Annotated in this window: 7 protein-coding genes; 5 read left to right on the top strand and 2 right to left on the bottom strand. The window is 43.9% G+C overall.

What is annotated here, in order from left to right:
* The first annotated feature begins 66 nt into the window (after positions 1 to 66).
* From Q9R46_RS13705 to Q9R46_RS13685, 5 genes are all read left to right on the top strand, one after another.
* A complete protein-coding gene (locus Q9R46_RS13705) occupies positions 67 to 14043 on the top strand; it encodes a non-ribosomal peptide synthetase (RefSeq protein WP_311280408.1) in 13977 nt (4658 codons plus the stop codon).
* Positions 14044 to 14075: 32 nt separating this feature from the next.
* Positions 14076 to 14225, top strand: coding sequence for a hypothetical protein (locus Q9R46_RS13700; protein WP_311280407.1), 150 nt, complete (start codon positions 14076 to 14078; stop codon positions 14223 to 14225).
* A gap of 129 nt (positions 14226 to 14354) precedes the next feature.
* Complete coding sequence (locus tag Q9R46_RS13695; protein ID WP_311280406.1) at positions 14355 to 14984, top strand: TetR/AcrR family transcriptional regulator; 630 nt, start codon at positions 14355 to 14357, stop codon at positions 14982 to 14984.
* Between the two features lie 72 nt (positions 14985 to 15056).
* Complete coding sequence (locus tag Q9R46_RS13690; RefSeq protein WP_311280405.1) at positions 15057 to 16292, top strand: MFS transporter; 1236 nt, start codon at positions 15057 to 15059, stop codon at positions 16290 to 16292.
* A gap of 16 nt (positions 16293 to 16308) precedes the next feature.
* Positions 16309 to 17019: a thioesterase II family protein gene (locus tag Q9R46_RS13685; protein ID WP_311280404.1), complete on the top strand. Its 711-nt coding sequence runs from the start codon at positions 16309 to 16311 to the stop codon at positions 17017 to 17019.
* A gap of 179 nt (positions 17020 to 17198) precedes the next feature.
* Here the strand turns inward: Q9R46_RS13685 and msrA are convergent, their stop codons facing one another.
* Positions 17199 to 18161: a peptide-methionine (S)-S-oxide reductase MsrA gene (gene msrA / locus Q9R46_RS13680; protein ID WP_123062293.1), complete on the bottom strand. Its 963-nt coding sequence runs from the start codon at positions 18159 to 18161 to the stop codon at positions 17199 to 17201.
* A 189-nt stretch (positions 18162 to 18350) separates the two neighbouring features.
* Entirely contained in the window at positions 18351 to 18962 is a 612-nt protein-coding gene (locus tag Q9R46_RS13675; RefSeq protein ID WP_311280403.1) for a TVP38/TMEM64 family protein, read from the bottom strand.
* Positions 18963 to 19153 lie beyond the last annotated feature (191 nt).

Below are 19153 nucleotides of genomic sequence, written 5' to 3'. Positions count from 1 at the left end.
GCATGAAAAGGGGGATCTCCGGGGCTCCTTCGGCTATCTATAGATTTAAGGGGAGGACATTAAGGGATGATGAACAAACCGGAAATTGCTGATATTTATCCATTATCTCCAATGCAAGAGGCATTGCTGTTTCATTCGCTTTATGACAAGGGAGACGTCTATTTCGAGCAAATGACTTTTACGATTGATGGGTTGGTTGATGTTAAAGCATTGGAACGCTCCATAAACAAAGTTATCGAGAGATACGATACGCTTCGGACAATCTTTATTCACGACAAAATCAACAAACCAAGACAAATCGTGCTACGAAACAGAAAACTTAAATTGGAATACATTCAGTTGAATGAGTCTGATCCGATTGAGAAAAGGAAGAGGATTCGGCAGATAGCGGAGGAAGATCGCCAGCGGTCTTTTGACTTGTCCAAAGATATCCTGTTACGTCTGCAAATAATCCAAACTGGCCCGGCGGCATATACGTTAATCTGGAGCAATCATCATATTCTAATTGACGGTTGGTGCCTGGGGATTATTTTCCAGGAATGGTTCTCCCTCTACAAACAGGAGATTCACGGAACACCTGCACAACTGGATCGTGTCATTCCCTATAAAAGATATATTAAATGGTTGGGTGAGCAGCAGGAGATCGAAGCCAGAAACTATTGGAAAAATTATCTCTCTGGTTATGAGAACGGAGCAGACTTCCCAGTGGAAATTACTTCGGATTCGGCGGAATCACCTTCGATTCAGGAGATAACGTTTAATTTGGGCAAGGTGCTGACTGAGCAATTAATGGATGTTAGCCGCAGATATCAGGTCACGATGAGCAGTCTTTTTCAGACGTTGTGGGGAGTAGTGCTGCAATACTATAGCAATTCTGACGATGTGGTTTTTGGAACTGTAGTATCTGGAAGATCGGCTAACATACCAAATGTGGAGAAAATTGTAGGTTTATTCATTAACGCTGTGCCCGTAAGAATAACGTCGGAAGAGAAACAATCGTTTGCCCAATTACTGAAAAAGACACATCAAAACGCCATTCTGTCTGAGGAGTTTAGCTACTTATCTCTCGCTGAAGTGCAAGCGGAGGCAGGTCAGAATGGTCAGCTTTTTAACCATATCATGGTGTATGAAAACTACCCGTCCAGTGCCAGCATGTTTGATACCAAACAGTTCGGACTTGGATTTGATATAACCTCCATTGAAGCGTATGAACATACCAATTATGATCTGAACATTTCCATAGGCCCAGGTGAAGAGATCCGGGTCAAGATCAATTACAACGAGCAGGTATATTCAGATTCTTTTATTAAACGATTGTTTGTTCACCTGAAGCAAGCCTGCCTGTTAATTGTGCAAGAACCGCAAATAAGTGTTGCAGATATTCTGATCCTGACCCCGGAAGAAAACAGCATGCTGGTGAAAGGAAACGAGACCACTGCAGACTATCCGAGGGATCAGTCCATTTCAGAATTATTTATTCAACAGGTCGAGTTATACCCTGATCATCCAGCAATTCAATTAGCACACCAGACATGGACTTATGCAGAACTTCATGCTCTGGTTGAAGATTGGGCCAAAGCTATGCAATGGCATGGCATACAGCCAGGAGACAGGGTAGGACTCGCTGCGGGGAAATCCATGGAGATGATTGCAGGCTTGCTGGCTATTATTCGTGCTGGTGCTGCCTATATTCCACTTGACCCCACATTTCCGGCCGAAAGATTGACCCATATGCTCCAAGATAGTGATGCACAATTCCTGCTTCGGTTCACTGAGTTAGAAATGCCCTATTATGAGGGAGAGATCTTAACCTTGGACATGTTGATGATGCATGAACGTTCATTCAACACAAACGAGTACCACGAGGTTAATTTCCTGTCAGGTCCACGGGATGCTGCTTACATTATTTACACTTCGGGTTCGACGGGAAAACCTAAAGGTGTGGTTGCAACCCATCAAAATATTATCAAGACCGTGCGAAATAACGGCTATGCGGAATTGAACTCCAAAGATCGGATTTTGCAAATTTCGAATTATGCTTTTGATGGGGCAACCTTCGACATATACGGGGCATTGTTAAATGGCTCAACGCTTGTACTTCCTACCGAAGAAATGATGCAGAGCGTAGCTGCGCTTGCTGATATATTCACCAAGGAAGAAATTTCGGTCGCTTTTATGACAACTGCGCTATTCAATACGCTAGTAGATTGGGACCCAAATTGTCTCAGTAAGGTAAGGTATCTTTTGTTTGGGGGAGAGAAGGCTTCAATCCGGCATCTGAACAAGGCATTAGATGTTTTGGGCCCAGAACGGTTATTGCACATGTATGGACCAACAGAAACGACAGTGTATGCAACATATTATCCGATTACACAGCCTGATGTGGCACCCATAGGCAAACCGATTCATAATACCACTGTTTATGTTATGAACTCCAAACATAATCCAATGCCTGTCGGTGTGACGGGAGAGTTATACATTGGCGGTGAAGGTTTGGCCAGTTACGTGAATGCTCCAGAATTGATGCGAGAACGCTTTGTTGACAACCCGCATGCTCCCGGTGAGAAAATGTATAAAACCGGAGATTTGGTTAAACGTCTGTCTGATGGGAATTTGGAATTTGTAGGGCGGAAGGATCATCAGGTCAAAATCAGGGGTCACCGCATTGAGCTTGGTGAGGTGCAGGAGAAGATGAGAGCTCTTTCCGGAGTGGAAGATGTTCTTGTTACGACATGGCGGGATGCTCAAGGAAGCTCTAACTTAAGTGCATATATCCTCCCTATTCAATATGCAGAGGGTCAGGCAGAGCAGAATCAGCAAATTCAGGAATGGAAGTTGGCGTTGAAAGACCGTTTACCTGAGTATATGATTCCTGCTACATTCCAGATTCTTAGGGAATTGCCGCTTAATTCTAACGGCAAAATCGACCGTAAAAACCTTCCGCTTCCTAAGGTGATGGATCAAAACAAAAATCTTCCACTTTCTGGAGAAACCGAACAGAAACTAGCTCAGATCTGGGAAGATGTATTGGGCATCAAACCGGGCGCTGGAGACCACTTTTTTGAGCTTGGGGGCCATTCGTTAAAAGCAATGATGCTGGTAGCCAAAATACATAAAGAGATGGACGTAAAACTTTCTTTGCATGAAGTATTCCGTGCAGCACTGCTGCGGGAAATGTCACTATGCATAGAAAACTCTCGGAAAAGTGTATATAAGGCTATTCCTGCGGTGGAAGTACAAGAATCGTACCCAGTGTCCGCATCGCAAAAAAGAGTCTACATTGCACAACAGCTGGCTCCGCTAGAGACCAGCTATAATATGCCGATGGTACTGAAGATTGAAGGTAAGCTTAACCGCGATAAGCTTGAAAAGGCCTTCATACAGCTTATACGACGGCACGAGATTCTCAGGACGCGTTTCATCTGGTCTGGTGAACACTTGCGGCAACAAATTCTCGAACCCGCGGAACTAAGCTGGATTTTAATTAACTATAAGATGCAAGAGCAACAAGGGGTAATGTATTGCGGAACCGATGTTCTGAATAGACAAAAAACGATGATTGCTTCATATCTCGAGAAATTCGTACAGCCATTTGATCTATCAAGCAGTCCGCTAATCCGTGCAGCTCTTGCAGAAGTTACATCTAATCATAGTCTCTTATTCATTGATACGCATCACATCGTGTCTGATGGTGTTTCCACCGGAATTATTTATAAGGAACTGACCCAGTTATATCAGGGAGAAGTGCTGCCACCTGTAAACTTGCATTATAAAGATTACTCCGTATATGAACAAAATGAGCGGACGAGTCAGCGATATGAGGAAAATCGAAAATACTGGTGTGCCCAATTCGAAGGTGAACTTCCTAGTACGGAGATTGTACCCGATTATGTCAGACCTTCGGTTCGATCTTATGAGGGGGGTTCAATCTCATTTCAACTTGAAACGGAGCTCACGAATCGGTTAAAAAGTCTTGCTGCTAAGCACAAAACCACATTATATGTGGTCTTGCTGGCTGCTTATAATATCATGTTATCCAAATATACTGGAGAAGAGGATATTGTGGTCGGATCACCAATTGCAGGAAGGTATCACGAAGATGTTCAGTCTATGGTTGGCATGTTTGTCAATACGCTGGCCCTACGTAATGAGGTGTCAGGTGAACTCACAGTGGATGAATTCATAGGTCGGCTGAAGTCCAATTCTGTTGAGGCACAAGAGCATGGAGAGTTCCCTCTCGAAGATCTCCTTGAGCATCTTCAACTGTCCAGAGATCTTAGTCGACATCCGTTGTTCGACACCCTTTTTGTACTGCAAAATATGGATATTCCACCAATTCAACTAACGGGAACAACCTTTACTGCAGCGGAGTGGGACTGGAATTATGCCAAATTCGATATGACGTGGGGATGTCAGGAGGAGCGCCATGGTTTGAACTGGACAGTGGAGTATGCTTCTTCCATCTACAAAAAATCCACCATACTGAAGATGATTGATCACTACAAAAACATCCTTGTGCAAATGGTGAACACCTGCTCGATGAGGCTGAGAGAAATCCATTTGTTAACGGACGAAGAGAAATCCGCCATGCTAAGTTGCAATGAAACACAGGCAGAATATCCGCGTCAATCCAGCATTTCGTCAGTAATGCAGGAGCAGGCAGCGCGAACTCCTGATCAGATTGCGGTTATTTATGAGGATCAGAGTCTAACGTACAAGGAATTTAATGAAGTAACAAACCAATATGCGCGGGTACTGATGGAAAAAGGAATGAAGCAAGGAGATGTTGTGGGTCTATTGACTGACCGTTCTATGGGAATGATTATAGCCATTTTCGGGATTCTCAAGACAGGTGCTATGTATGTTCCTATTGACCCTTCTTTTCCTGAAGAGCGCAAGCATTTCATTGTGGAGGACAGCAATGCCACTTGGCTGATCACAGCCAATGAGTTGACCATAACCGGGAGTATTCCAAAGCATTTGGTACTTGAAGAAATACTTCAAGAGGCAGCAAGGACGAGGGGACATGGAGAAAATTGGAGGTTGCCGGCGATTCCATCGGAAGCAACAGCGTATGTGATGTATACTTCAGGCTCGACCGGTAAGCCCAAAGGAGTGATGACCAGTCATCGAAATATTATTAAGACGGCTATTCACAATGGCTACAGTGAACTGTCCGCTGCCGACCGGGTACTCCAAGTATCCAATTATGCATTCGATGGCTCAACCTATGAGATGTTTGGGGCACTATTAAATGGATCAACACTCCTATTGATTACCAAACATACATTACTCGACGCTGCCGAGCTAGCGAGAATGATGGATGAAGAAAAAATTACATCTGCTTTTATGACGACGACGTTATTTAATACGATGGTCGACTATGATGTTACATGCTTCAAGCATATAAGAAAATTGTTCTTTGGTGGCGAGAACGCATCGATAAAACATGTACTGAAAGCTTTGGATTACTTGGGCGAGCATCGTATTGTGAATGCGTATGGACCCACAGAAACGACGGTTTTTGCAGCGACGTATTCGGTTGAAAACAGCTTGTATCAATATTCTCGGGTTCCCATCGGACGTCCGATACACAATACAAGGTTATATGTGCTTAATCGATGGAACCAATTGCAGCCTATAGGAATTCCTGGTGAATTGTACATCGGTGGGGAAGGTGTATCAAAAGGATATCTGAACCAGCCTGATTTAACGGAAGAACGCTTTGTTCCAGATCCATTTGTTCCTGGAGAAACGATGTATCGGACAGGGGATTTGGTAGTTTGGAGAGAGGATGGTCAACTGGAATACCTGGCAAGAATGGATAATCAGATCAAAATTCGAGGCAATCGGATCGAGCTCGGTGAGATTGAAACCAAATTAAAAGAAATCTCCTCCGTAAATGAAGCAGTGTTAATGGCACGTAAAGAGGAGCGTGGCGAAGGTTCCCTTCTTTGTGCCTACGTCGTACCCGAAAATCTTGTGACGAAGAAGATGGATAGTTCCGATCTGGTTTCGAAGTGGAAAAGTGAATTAAGACAGTCGCTTCCGGAATATATGATTCCTTCATTTATTCTCATTGTGGATACCATACCGATGACATCCAATGGTAAGGTGGATTATGCCGCTCTTCCCAAGCCTTCGGCTAAATGGAATACGCTGGAGGTCATACGACCTGAAAACCCGTATGAAGAGCAGTTGCAGCATATCTGGTCCGAAGTTCTAGGAAAGGATTATCCGGGCATGCTGGAATCCTTTCTCGATCTTGGAGGACACTCGCTTAAAGCGATGACTATGGTGGCCAAAATACATCAGATGTTTGATGTGAAGCTAAGTCTTCATGATATCTTCAGCCATCCTACCATTCGGGAGCAGGCTATGCTTATTCAAGGGAAAGACAAGCTTGACGGGTATGTCTCCCTGCCTACTGTGAGTCAGAATACAAGTTATAATGTGACTTCTGCCCAGAGAAGATTGTATATTATTCAGCAAAATGAAAATATTGGTACCAGTTATAACATGCCGATGGTATTACGAATCGAAGGCCGTCTGAATATGGAGCGGCTCAAAAATGCGCTACTTCGGTTGATTGAGCGCCATGAGTCCTTACGAACCTCTTTTGTGTTGGAAGATGATCAGGTTAGACAACAGGTACATGCGCTGGGCGAACTGGACTGGAAACTTAATCTGACAGAAGTAAATAAGGGCACATTACAATACGGGTCTATAGATCATGACGAGGCGTCATGGGTTACATCATGTATTTTCCCTTTTGATTTGTCAGCTCCTAGCTTGTTTAGAGCGTACATCCGCAAGCAATCGGATACACAGCATCTATTGTTGCTGGATGTTCACCATATCGTTTCGGATGGGATATCAACAGCGATTATATACGATGAGTTATTCAAATTATATCAAGATGAAGAGCTACCGCTTCTGCTTAAACAGTATAAAGATTACGCTGCCTATGAGCAGCTGCAGCAATCAACGGAAGCCTACAGTGCTGCTCGTGATTATTGGCATCGAATGTATGAGGGAGAACTGCCGATATTGGACTTCCCTCTGGAAAACGTGCGTCCGCGAGTACAGCGCTATGAAGGAGCACAACATACATTCCTACTGGGTGACGTTCTTGCCAAGCGCCTGACCGAGCTCGCGTCGAACCACGATACAACCTTGTATGTGTTACTGTTAGCTGCATATTACATTCTGCTATCCAAATATAGCGGACAGGAAGATATCATTGTGGGTACACCGATTGCCGGCAGAGATCATGCCGAAACGGCTTCCATGGTGGGGATGTTTGTTAAAACGTTACCTTTACGCAGCGAAATCAAACCGGAACTTACGGTTGCAGAGTACGTTGCTTCATTGAAGCAACGTGTACTGGATTGCTCCGATTATGCGGTGTATCCTCTTGAAGAGCTGCTGGATCATCTGCAAATGGTCAGGGAGCCGAGTCGTCATCCCCTTTTTGAAACCATATTTGTACTACAGAATATGAACATGACTCAGCTAAAGGCGGACCAGCTTACTATTGATCAGTTGGAGGCAACAACAGGGCGATCCAAGTTTGAGATGACTTGGGCTGGACACGAGTTGAAAGAAGACGTTTCCATGACGATTGAATACAATACCGATTTGTTTTCCGATGCCATGATTCAACAAGTGTCTTCCCATTATGTGCATATTCTTGAACAGATGGTCAGCGATACCAATCGGGCTCTAAATGATATTGAATTGTGTACATTGGAAGAAACCCTGTACTTTGAGAAGTATGAAGGACAATTTGTCGAATATCCAAGGGAAGAAACAATACCCGTGCGGTTTGAAAAACAAGTGAGACAGTATGCGGATCGTCCTGCGTTGATCATGGGCTCCCTGAGCATGACCTATAGTGAGCTGGGTATGAATGTTAAACGAATGGCCGAAGCGTTAAAACACGAAGGGGTTCGTCCGGGAGACAGAGTTGGATTGTTAACGGACCGCTCTATGGGGATGATTGTGTCCATTCTCGGTATTTTGAAATCCGGAGCCACATATGTTCCACTTGATCCGGGCTTTCCGCAAGAGCGCCTTCTCTTTATGCTTGAAGATAGCCAGGTAGAATTGCTCCTAGCTGAGCAAGGTCGGACTATTCCAGGGTTTTCAGGGAAAACGATGGTGTTAAATGAACAGTGCTGGAGTGAAACTCATAATGAAGAGCTTGGGGAAGATCGAGAAACCCGGCCGGAACATGCAGCTTACGTAATGTATACATCGGGTTCAACCGGGAAGCCCAAAGGAGTCATAACGACACATCGCAACATTATGAAGACCAGTATCCAAAACGGGTTTATTGATATGATGCCTACGGATCGTGTTCTGCAATTGTCCAATTATGCTTTTGACGGATCGACTTATGACATTTTCGGAGCTTTATTGAATGGCTCAGCGCTAATCTTGATTACCAGGGAAGATTTGCTGCATATTACAGAACTTGCTCGTACATTGGATGAACAGCGAATTACAACAGTCTTCATGACGACAGCCTTGTTCAATACACTTGTAGACTACGACTTAAGCTGTCTCAAACATATACGAAAACTATTTTTCGGTGGGGAGCCGGGCTCCAGAAAACATGTTCTGAAAGCGTTGGATTATCTAGGTCCCCATCGGATTATTAATTGTTACGGTCCAACGGAGACGACTGTTTTTGCAACGACATTTTCGGTGGATGAGAGTATGCGGGACAGAAGCAATGTGCCAATAGGCTGTCCAGTTCACAATACACAGGTATATGTGCTGAATCCGTGGGGAAAGAGACAGCCGGTTGGGGTACCCGGAGAACTGTATATCGGGGGAGAAGGATTGGCACAGGGTTATCTGAACCAACCAGCGTTGACGTCAGAGCGATTTGGCGAGAATCCGCTGAAATCAGGAACAAAACTCTATCGCACAGGAGATTTGGTGAAGTGGCTACCTGATGGAAACCTAGAATTTCTGGACCGTTTGGATCAGCAGGTCAAAATTCGTGGCAATCGAGTAGAGCTTACAGAGGTCGAAAGCAGACTACTGGTTATGCCGGAAGTTAGAGAAGCGATGGTAACATCTGGACGGGATGAGCAAGGGCACTCCTTTCTTTCAGCATATATCGTTCCTCATTCGATATCTGAGCCTAGGCTGCCGAACGTTATTCGGGAACAGTTGCTTCACGACCTTCCAGATTATATGGTGCCTTCCACATACACCTTGCTTGAATCTTTTCCACTCACAAGTAATGGGAAAGTGGATAAAAGAATGCTTCCGAAGCCACATCCTTTTGTATCCGAAAGTTATGTTGCACCAACCAATTCGCTCGAAGCTGAATTAGTTGGGATCTGGAGCAGTGTTCTGGGTTTACCAAAAGTAGGCATGCACGACCATTTCTTTGAACTAGGAGGGCACTCTCTTAAGGCAATGTCCCTTATAGCCCAGATTCATAAAGCATTTGATGTAAGGTTGACGGTACAAGATGTGTTTACCTACACTTCCGTGTTGGATCAGGCCAAATTTATTCAGAAAGCCAGAAGGAACCATCGTTATTCATCTTTGCAACCTGTAGCGGTTCAAGATACCTATCCAGCATCTTCGGCGCAGAAGAGATTATTTTTCATTCAACATATGGATCAGCAGAGCACCAGTTACAATATGCCAATGGTATTTGAAATTGAAGGTCGACTCTTTACTGACCGACTCGAGGAAGCATTTATTTCACTAATCCATAGACATGAAGCGTTGCGTACGTCTTTTGAACTTGTTCAAGGTGAGCTGAGACAGCGTATATGGCCTGTTGCAGACCTGGAATGGGGGATGGAACATACATTTGCTAAAGGGAAGGGAAAAGTTGATATAGAAACGTACGTTCATTCATTTGTGCGTCCCTTCAACCTAAAAACTCACAAATCGCTTATTCGTGCAGGCTTGTTGAGTACTTCATCAGAAAGTCATTTTCTGGTTGTAGATACCCACCACATCGTTTCTGATGGCACATCGACCGGTATTATCTTCACTGAACTGTTTCAGTTGTATGAACAACAGAAGTTGGAGCCGCTTTCTGTTCAGTACAAGGAGTATGCTGTTTGGGAACAGGAATATAAGAAGGCGGGAAGCTATCAAAGTAGTGGAGAATACTGGTTAAATCAATTCCGAGGTGAACTTTCGATGTTAAGTCTACCTTATGATGATTATTATGCCAGAACTCATAGAGCTACTGGGGCACGAGTAGAAATGCAGCTTAATGAAGAACTGACCAAGCAGCTGCAGATTCAGGCAGAAGAGTACAAAACAACGTTGTATACGGTAATGTTGGCAGGTTATTCCATTCTGTTATCCAAATATGCGGGACAGGAGGATATCGTTATCGGTGTCCCTACAGCCGGGCGGGAACATGCGGATACTACATCCATAGTTGGCATGTTTGTGAATACGTTGGCATTGAGATTGAGGCCAGTGGGAGAGAAGGAAATTCAGAATTATATTCAACAAGTTCATGCCCAGTTGATGCAGGGCTACGAACACGGGATGTTTGCTCTTGAGGAGCTGATAGAACAGCTGGCATTGCCAAGAGAACTGAACCGACATCCGCTATTTGATACGATATTTGTATTGCAGAACATGGAGCACTCATCACCCGAAACGAGTTCGTTCTCCGTTCGTCAGTTACCTTCTGTATCCAGTGAGCCGAAGTTCGATATGACATGGGGAGGTGTTGAGCACGCCGGAGGCATAAGTCTAACTGTTGAATATAATGAAAATTTGTTCTCTTCTCAAACGATTGAACGAATGATGCGTCATTATGAACATATCCTGCAGCAAATGGTGATTCGTCCTCATGAGCAAATCATGAAAATTGAGATGTGTACTCCAGGGGAAAGGCTGCACTTAGCAAGTTTCGAAGGAGAGGAGGTAGACTACCCGAGGGAAGAAACGATATCAAAAAGGTTTGAGAAACAAGTGCTGCGATATGGGAATCGTCCATCCGTTGTCATGGGTTCAGAGGTGATAACCTATGACGAGTTGCGGATAAAGGCCAATCAGATTGCAAAGGTACTCAAACTGAAGGGAATCGTCCCGGGTGAAGTGGTAGGATTACTGGCTAATCGTTCTATAGGCATGATCGTCTCCATTATGGGGATTTTGAAGGCGGGAGCCGCATATGTACCGCTTGATCCAACATTCCCGGAAGATAGGTTAGCCTACATGTTGAAAGATAGCCAAGCCCAACTATTGATAGCTGGAACTAATCTGGGCATAGCTGATTTTCAGGGTCAAACGATAATGCTTGACGAACGCTTATGGAGTGAAGAGGTTAAGGAAGAGGCAGTGTCTGATCAGGTTGAGACGTGGACGGCTGATTCACCTGCCTATGTCATGTATACATCTGGGTCGACTGGTGCACCCAAAGGAGTCGTGACTACGCATCGGAATATCATGAGAACAAGTATTAATAATGGTTTCATGGATATGAGGCCGGAAGATCGGGTATTGCAGCTGTCTAACTATGCATTCGATGGATCTACCTATGAAATATTTGGTGCTTTGCTCAATGGTGCTGTCCTGGTGCTGATTCCCAAGGAGGACGTTGTACACACAGCCCGACTTGGCAGAATGCTGAAAAAAGAGCGGATTTCCTCTGCTTTTATGACAGCTTCACTGTTCAATACCATTGTGGATTATGATGTGACTTGTCTGAAACATGTTCGCAAACTGTTTTTTGGCGGCGAAGCAGCCTCACGAAAACATGTTCTAAAGGCTCTGGATTATCTGGGTCCACACCGATTGGCTAACGGATACGGACCTACAGAAACGACAGTCTTCGCTGCAACCTATACTGTGGATGAAACCCTAAGAGATAGACGAAATGTACCTATTGGGCGCCCAGTTCACAATACCAAAGTTTACGTGCTTAACCGTTGGGGCCAACGACAGCCGATTGGTGTTCCTGGGGAACTCTATATTGGCGGAGATGGACTGGCTTTGGGATATCTCAATCAGCCTGCGCTGACATCAGAACGATTTATTGAAAGTGTTACAACACCTGGAGAGATTATTTATCGTACTGGTGATTTGGTCAGATGGTTGCCTGATGGAAATCTGGAATATCTGGATCGTCTGGATCAGCAAGTCAAAATTCGTGGGAATCGCATTGAACTTCCGGAAATCGAGGATCGCTTGATATCACTACCTGAAGTGCGGGAGTCTGTAGTTGTTCCCAAACGGGATACACAAGGGCATTCGTACCTTGTGGCCTACATTGTAATGCAACGGGAGCAACAGGAAGGGAAGGAACAATTGGCTCATATTAGGCAAGCTTTAAGTTCTATGCTTCCCCAGTATATGATCCCGTCTAGATTTGAATTTTTGAATAATTTGCCGCGCAATTCCAACGGGAAAATAGATCGAAAAGGCTTGCCAGAACCAAGCAGTCAACTGACAACTGGGTTTTGTGCGCCTCAAACTACACTTGAACAGGATTTGGCATTAATCTGGGCAGAGGTACTGGGTATTGAGCGTGCAGGTACAGAGGATCATTTCTTTGAACACGGTGGACATTCTCTGAAAGCCATGATGTTAAATACGCTTGTACAAGAGCAACTTCATATCCGGATAGATCTGCAGGATGTATTTAAGTATCCAACAATTAAGATGTTGGCCGCTTATATCCAGCAGCAAGGAGCAAATCTTTATCATGATAAATACGAGCGTATTCAGCCTGCACCTGAACAGCGTATCTATCCTGCAACGCCTTATCAAGCTTACGGGTATGAAGCAAGCGAGGGGAATAATCATTGGAATATGCCAATGGCATTTCGAATCAACGGAAGACTTCAGGGGGAGCGGCTGGAGCAGAGCTTTAGGGCTTTAATAGAACGCCATGAAGCTCTGCGTACCTCATTGCATAAAGAGGGAGGACAAGTTGTCCAGTGTATTCACAAAAGCACTCATTTTGATCTGATTCAGGAAAAGGCTGAGTCAGATGCGGAAAGAGTACGTATTATGGAATCTTTCATTCAACCGTTCAATACAGAGCTACCACCACTTCTTCGTGCGAAGCTCCTTCATATGGGAGAAGAGGATCATATGCTTCTGATCGATATGCATCACGCCATATCTGATGGCACATCCGTGGGCATTTTGATGAATGAATTGGCTCAGCTCTATGAGGGGACAACACTTCCTCTTGTTCAATTACAATATAAAGATTATGCCGTTTGGCAAAAAGAGAGACTTGATCGGGGAGGATATGTCGAATCTCAAATCTTTTGGAAAGAAACACTTCAAGGCTACGATCCGTTTACGGTAAGAGGCGAGCCTGTAAACGAAGAAGCTATCCCTTCCTACGAGGGAGATCAGATAGTTGTAAAACTACCTGCTAGCCATCTCGTGCAACTAAGAGAAAAACTTCATGATTCAAGTTTAACGGATTATGCTATTTTATTTTCGGTGTATCTGCTTACGTTGCATCAGAAGACGGAAAGAACAGATATGATTGTTGGAACGTATGCATTTGGCAGAAATAGACCTGAACTGCAGGACACAGTTGGTTTATTTATTAATTCAATTCCCTTGCGAAATATAATATCAACAGGCGATACGTATTACGAATATCTCCTTAAAATTCAGGCTAACCAATTGCAGGCATTTGATCATCAGAATTATCCATTTGAAAGAATGCTCGAAGATGCAGGCTTCTCATCTGCACCCGATGAGCAGTGTTTGTTTGATACGATGTTTAACATGAATAATTTTGTTGATCGCTCTGTAGAAACTACTGAAATTCAGATTACTCCATTCAAGTATGAATGGAATTTCAGTGAATATGAGGTCTATGTTACCGCTCAAAAAACGGAAGAACATTTCAGTATCCATTTTGACTATCGTGTGAAAAGCTTTAGTCGGAAAGAAATGGAGCAATTCACCAAACAGTATCGTAAATTATTCGAACGTATTTTGGAGAAGCCTCATATTCTTATTGATGAACTGAATCAAATAAACCTTTGGAGAGATTCTGTGATACACTAATGTAAACCATTCATAGTAGGAGGAGAAAAAAGATGAGCAAATTTTTCAAATTCGGGGTTGTAAGGGACGAAGAGGTGCCTCAAGAGATCAATGAATTGGTGGAAGAAACAGAAAAATTGCCTGAGACGATTAGACAGGAATTAAGTGATGCTTTCAAAGAAGAAGATGAGGGTGAAAAGTAACGAATCAATAATAATTTCATTTTTCATAAGGTCCCCTCTTGCAAATCTCAGAAAAATATGAGATATGTAAGAGGGGACATACATAAAGTGCATTGACGTGAAATTTTTGGTGTGATACTATTAGACTGAATGGTCAGTCTTTTTGTGGAGGGATCTTCAATCGAAGTCAAACGGAGAAAAGATGTCGCTCAGATCAAGAAAGATATTGCTCGTAATACAAAAGAGTTATTTGCCCAAAAAGGATATGGTGCAACCTCCATGGAGGACATATGTACAATTAACAATCGGAGTAAAGGCAGTATATACTATCATTTCAAAAGTAAGGAAGAACTTTTCATGTATCTCATCAAACTCAATAACGAAGAGTGGATGGATTCATGGCTCGAAAAGGAACATCAGTATGAGACATCCGTAGATAAACTATATGGCCTTGCAGATCATTATGTTGACGATTTGGCGAATCCGCTCAATCATTCGATTAACGAGTTTGTCTCAGGTCAGGTGGTCAGTCAAGAGATGCTCGATGAGATGTTGTCCCTGATCCGTATTCCTTATATAACGTATGAGCGGATCATTTCAAAAGGGATCGAGGATGGCGAATTGAAGCCCGAGGATCCACAGGATTTAATGCACATTATTAACGGTCTTTTTAATGGATTAAGCACCCTTTATTATGAGAAGGACCTGACCGATATCAGACGTCTCTACAAAAAAGGAATTGCCAGCATGTTAGTGGGTATCCAACAACTTCAATCATGAAAAGCTGATGTATAATCAGTTTTTCTTTTGAAAATTAATAAACCGGACAGTCGGTTTAAAGGGAGATGGAGAATGAGTACATTGTTCAGGAACAAAGCGTTTCTTATTGTCACGGGGTCTGATCTACTGCAGAATCTGGCTATATGGATACGAAATATGGCGATCCTTTATTATGTTATGGACCAAACCCAGGGAAATCCGATAGCAGTATCACTAATTACTGTACTTGAATATGCGCCGATTTTCGTTTTCTCCATCATTGGAGGTGCACTTGCTGATCGTTGGAATCCTAAACGTACCATGATAATAGGTGACATCCTTAGTGCGTTATCGATTGTTATGATCATTGCCGTTTTATCTTCCGGTTATTGGCAGATTTTATATGTTGCTACTTTTGTGTCTTCTATCGTTAGTCAGTTTTCACAGCCGTCATCAGTTAAAATTGTAAAGCGTAATGTTGAGGAAGAGCATGTGCAGTCCGCAATTGCCATTACACAGAGTGGTCAATCACTTTTCCTAATTCTCGGCCCTATCGTCGGAACTTTCATATATACCGTTATGGGGATTCAAACCTCAATGTATGCATTACTTATTTTGTTTATAACCTCTGCTATTCTTCTTACGTTTCTGCCGAAGGATTCAGCTCAGCAGAAAACGGAAACTTCATTACTAGCAGATATCAAGGAGGGCTGGCAATATGTCGGGCAATCCCGTTCATTAAAAATGCTTAGTTTGGTATTCATTTGTGTAGGACTCTCCTCGGGTCTCATCAGCCCTCTAGAAATATTTCTGATCACTGAACGTTTGGGATTGGAACAGACGTCGTTACAGTTTTTGTCTGGTGTATCTGGATTGGGGCTTTTAATCGGTGGTGGAATTGCTGCTGCTTTCAGTGGCAAAATGAATCAAACACTGACACTTATAGTAGGTGTAATGTGTCTTGTGGTAACCACCATGGGTGAAGTATTATCCAGTTGGTTCTGGCTCACTCTTGTGATAAGTTTCCTGAGTTCCATTAGTCTTGCTTTTATTAACGTCATTATCTCCACATATTTAGTTACCCAGATTGATGAGCGCTTGATTGGGAGGGTTAATGGTACCATTACCCCATTATTTATGGGGGCCATGCTCCTCGGTTCTTCCATGGCGGGTGTAATTATGAACAACACTTCCTTATTTATCGTCTATGTCATCTCGGTAACAGTGATGATCTTGAGTATTCTTCCAGGTATGAGAATTGAATTTGGTAAACAAAACGCTCCTGTGAACACATTGAATCCGGAAGTCGCACATCAGGCTGTAGACTAGAAATTGGAGGAAGTTCATGAATTGTATACATCTCATCTGCTTTCCTTATGCCGGGGGTTCATCCATGATGTATTACCGCTGGCGTAATAACCTTCCTTCTCATATTCAGTTACATCCGGTTGAATTGTCCGGGAGAGGACGAAGAATGAATGAACCTCCGTACACATCCATGGAACAGGCTGTGGAGGATGCTTATTTATCCATTCCATCCCACTTGTTCGAGGAGAAGTTTGTTTTATTTGGATATAGTATGGGAAGTCTCATTGCTTATGAACTGGCTCACTATATTAAGGAAAAGCAGGGCAGAGATCCAGCGCATCTTTTCGTGGCCGCGAGAAAGGCTCCGCATATAACAAGACATAAAAAAGCACTACATGCATTACCTCACGATAAGTTTGTACAGGAAATGCTTCAACTTGGCGGCATGTCACGAGAAGTATTTGAAAATAAAGAATTGGCAGAAATCTTTATTCCTTTGCTTAGATCAGATCTGCAGATCGTGGAGGGCTACCACTGGGCAGGGAAGAGAGAATCGTTAAATACAGATATAACTGTTCTTGCCGGGGCTGACGACTCGATTCCCATGGAACACATGCATGCATGGAAGCAAGTAACGAAGGGGAACTGTACGCTAAGTGTATATCCAGGGGACCACTTCTTCATTCATCAGCAGTATAATCGAATTACGGAACAGATTACCCGTGTATTGAGTGAATATAATATATAAGAAGAATTAAGTCTGCGAAGAGAAGGCTACAGCAATGGGCATCTTAGCCCGATTCATTATGCAGGAACCGTAACGTAAGTCTTGACTGCGGGGACTCTACATTTTATTTAGATAAGGATGTATGTACAAAGAGCAGTGGGAACATTGATATTATCCCACTGCTCTTTTTTGTATTAGTCTTATTGAAAAAGGATGGTGTATTCGCCGTAGCCTTCTTTTTGCAGGTCCTCTTTAGGTACGAAGCGAAGTGCCGCGGAGTTGATGCAATAACGCAATCCTCCTGCTTCCGTAGGGCCATCCGGGAATACGTGCCCCAGGTGGGAATCCCCTTCGCGGCTACGGACTTCGGTACGGATCATGAAATGGCTAAGATCCGTTTTTTCCTTCACGTTGTAGTCTCGAAGTGGACGAGTGAAGCTTGGCCAGCCGCAACCCGAATCGTATTTGTCGGTAGAACTGAACAGCGGCTCTCCCGATACGATATCCACATAAATGCCGTCCCCGTGATGATCCCAGAATTCGTTGTGGAACGCGGGCTCCGTGGCATTATTCTGTGTTACCTCATATTGAAGCGGAGTCAGACGTTCCTTAAGTCCACTTTTGTCCACATTACCCGACCAGTTGCGCTCAATGAAGTCCTGACGGCCTGAGCCTTTGCTGTACCGTTTGTAGTGAGCAGGGTTTTTGCGGTGATAGTTCTGGTGATGTTCTTCTGCTTCATAGAACGGTTTGGCCGGCAGAATCGGGGTAAAGATCGGTTTGTCAAAACGTCCGCTTTGCTCCAACGCAGCTTTGGAAGCTTCAGCAATCTGGCGTTGCTCCTCACTGTGGTAGAAGATCGCCGTCTGATAAGATGATCCGCGGTCGTGGAACTGTCCACCGGCATCGGTTGGATCAATCTGCTGCCAGAAGAGCTCAACCAGCTTCTCATATGGGAAGATGGACGGATCAAACGTGATCTGCACCGCCTCCACATGACCTGTTGTTTCCGAGCATACTTCCTCATACGTAGGATTCTCGGTATGTCCGCCCGTATAGCCTGAAACGATCTTATGAATACCAGGCAGTTCTTCAAAAGGGGATACCATACACCAGAAGCATCCGCCTGCAAATGTTGCTTTTTCCAATGACTGTTGTTCCATGCTATATTCACTCCATTTCTGATGAAAGAATCTGGCGCTTGTATTTGGCTCCAGCAATCATCGTTATATTTAAATTTCTAAATATGAATATTAGGCTTACTCTTCTATTATATCCCGAATGGTCAAGTCAACCAAGCGGGATCGCGCAAGCAGGCATGAAGCAGACTGGAAAAGTTGTTCAGTACGGCCTCAAGCCTTTTTACGTGACCGATAGCGGAACAACATGAAAATCATAGCCATAACGATCATATATCCCGCCAGTATTCCCAAACTCAGCCAGATCGATGAACCGGCCTGTGCCCCTGCGTAGGCAAATACAAAGATTGCAGGCATTTTGCCAATCGCTGTCGCGGTCAAGAACACCCAGAAGGGAGTATACGTAATGCCCGCATAGATGTTAACAGCCATCTGGGGAACCACGGGCAGTAAACGCATCGTCATCACGCCCATGAACGGATGTGCTTCCATCCAGACCGTGAACCGATTCAATCCACGGATACGTTCAAGATAACCCCGAGCCTGTTCCCGGAAAATAGTTCTTGCTCCAGCATAGACGAGGATTGCCGCCAGCGTTGTGCCGAGCCAACATATCCATGCAGCCATGGTTATACCGTAGCTGTACCCAAAAGCAATAATAACAAATTTGTAGGGAATAACAGGTACAAGGGCAAACAGGGTTGCCAAGGAAAGTAAAAGCGGTATGGACTGATGATCCTCGGCCCATGCCAGCAGTTCATATCTGTAAATAAACGTGACTCCGGCAAGTAAAACATAAACGAGGAGCCCTAACCATTTTCGCAAAAGCCAAACGCTCCTTTCAATTCAGATCCTTGGAGACTCAGAGTCTCATCCGGTTCTGCTATCCCTTATAAGTTTACCACGACAGGCCATCTTGTGAACAATGTAGACAGCTATTACTTCGGATCACTGGCAAGTTAGAGGCGGAGAGGTTACACTATAGGACGGAGAAAGTCATAGGCCGGATTACAAAT

Source organism: Paenibacillus sp. RRE4, from assembly GCF_031844205.1.
Lineage (GTDB): Bacteria > Bacillota > Bacilli > Paenibacillales > Paenibacillaceae > Paenibacillus > Paenibacillus xylanexedens_B.
Note: the sequence above shows the minus strand (reverse complement) of the source record. Positions and strands in the feature narration are given on the sequence as shown.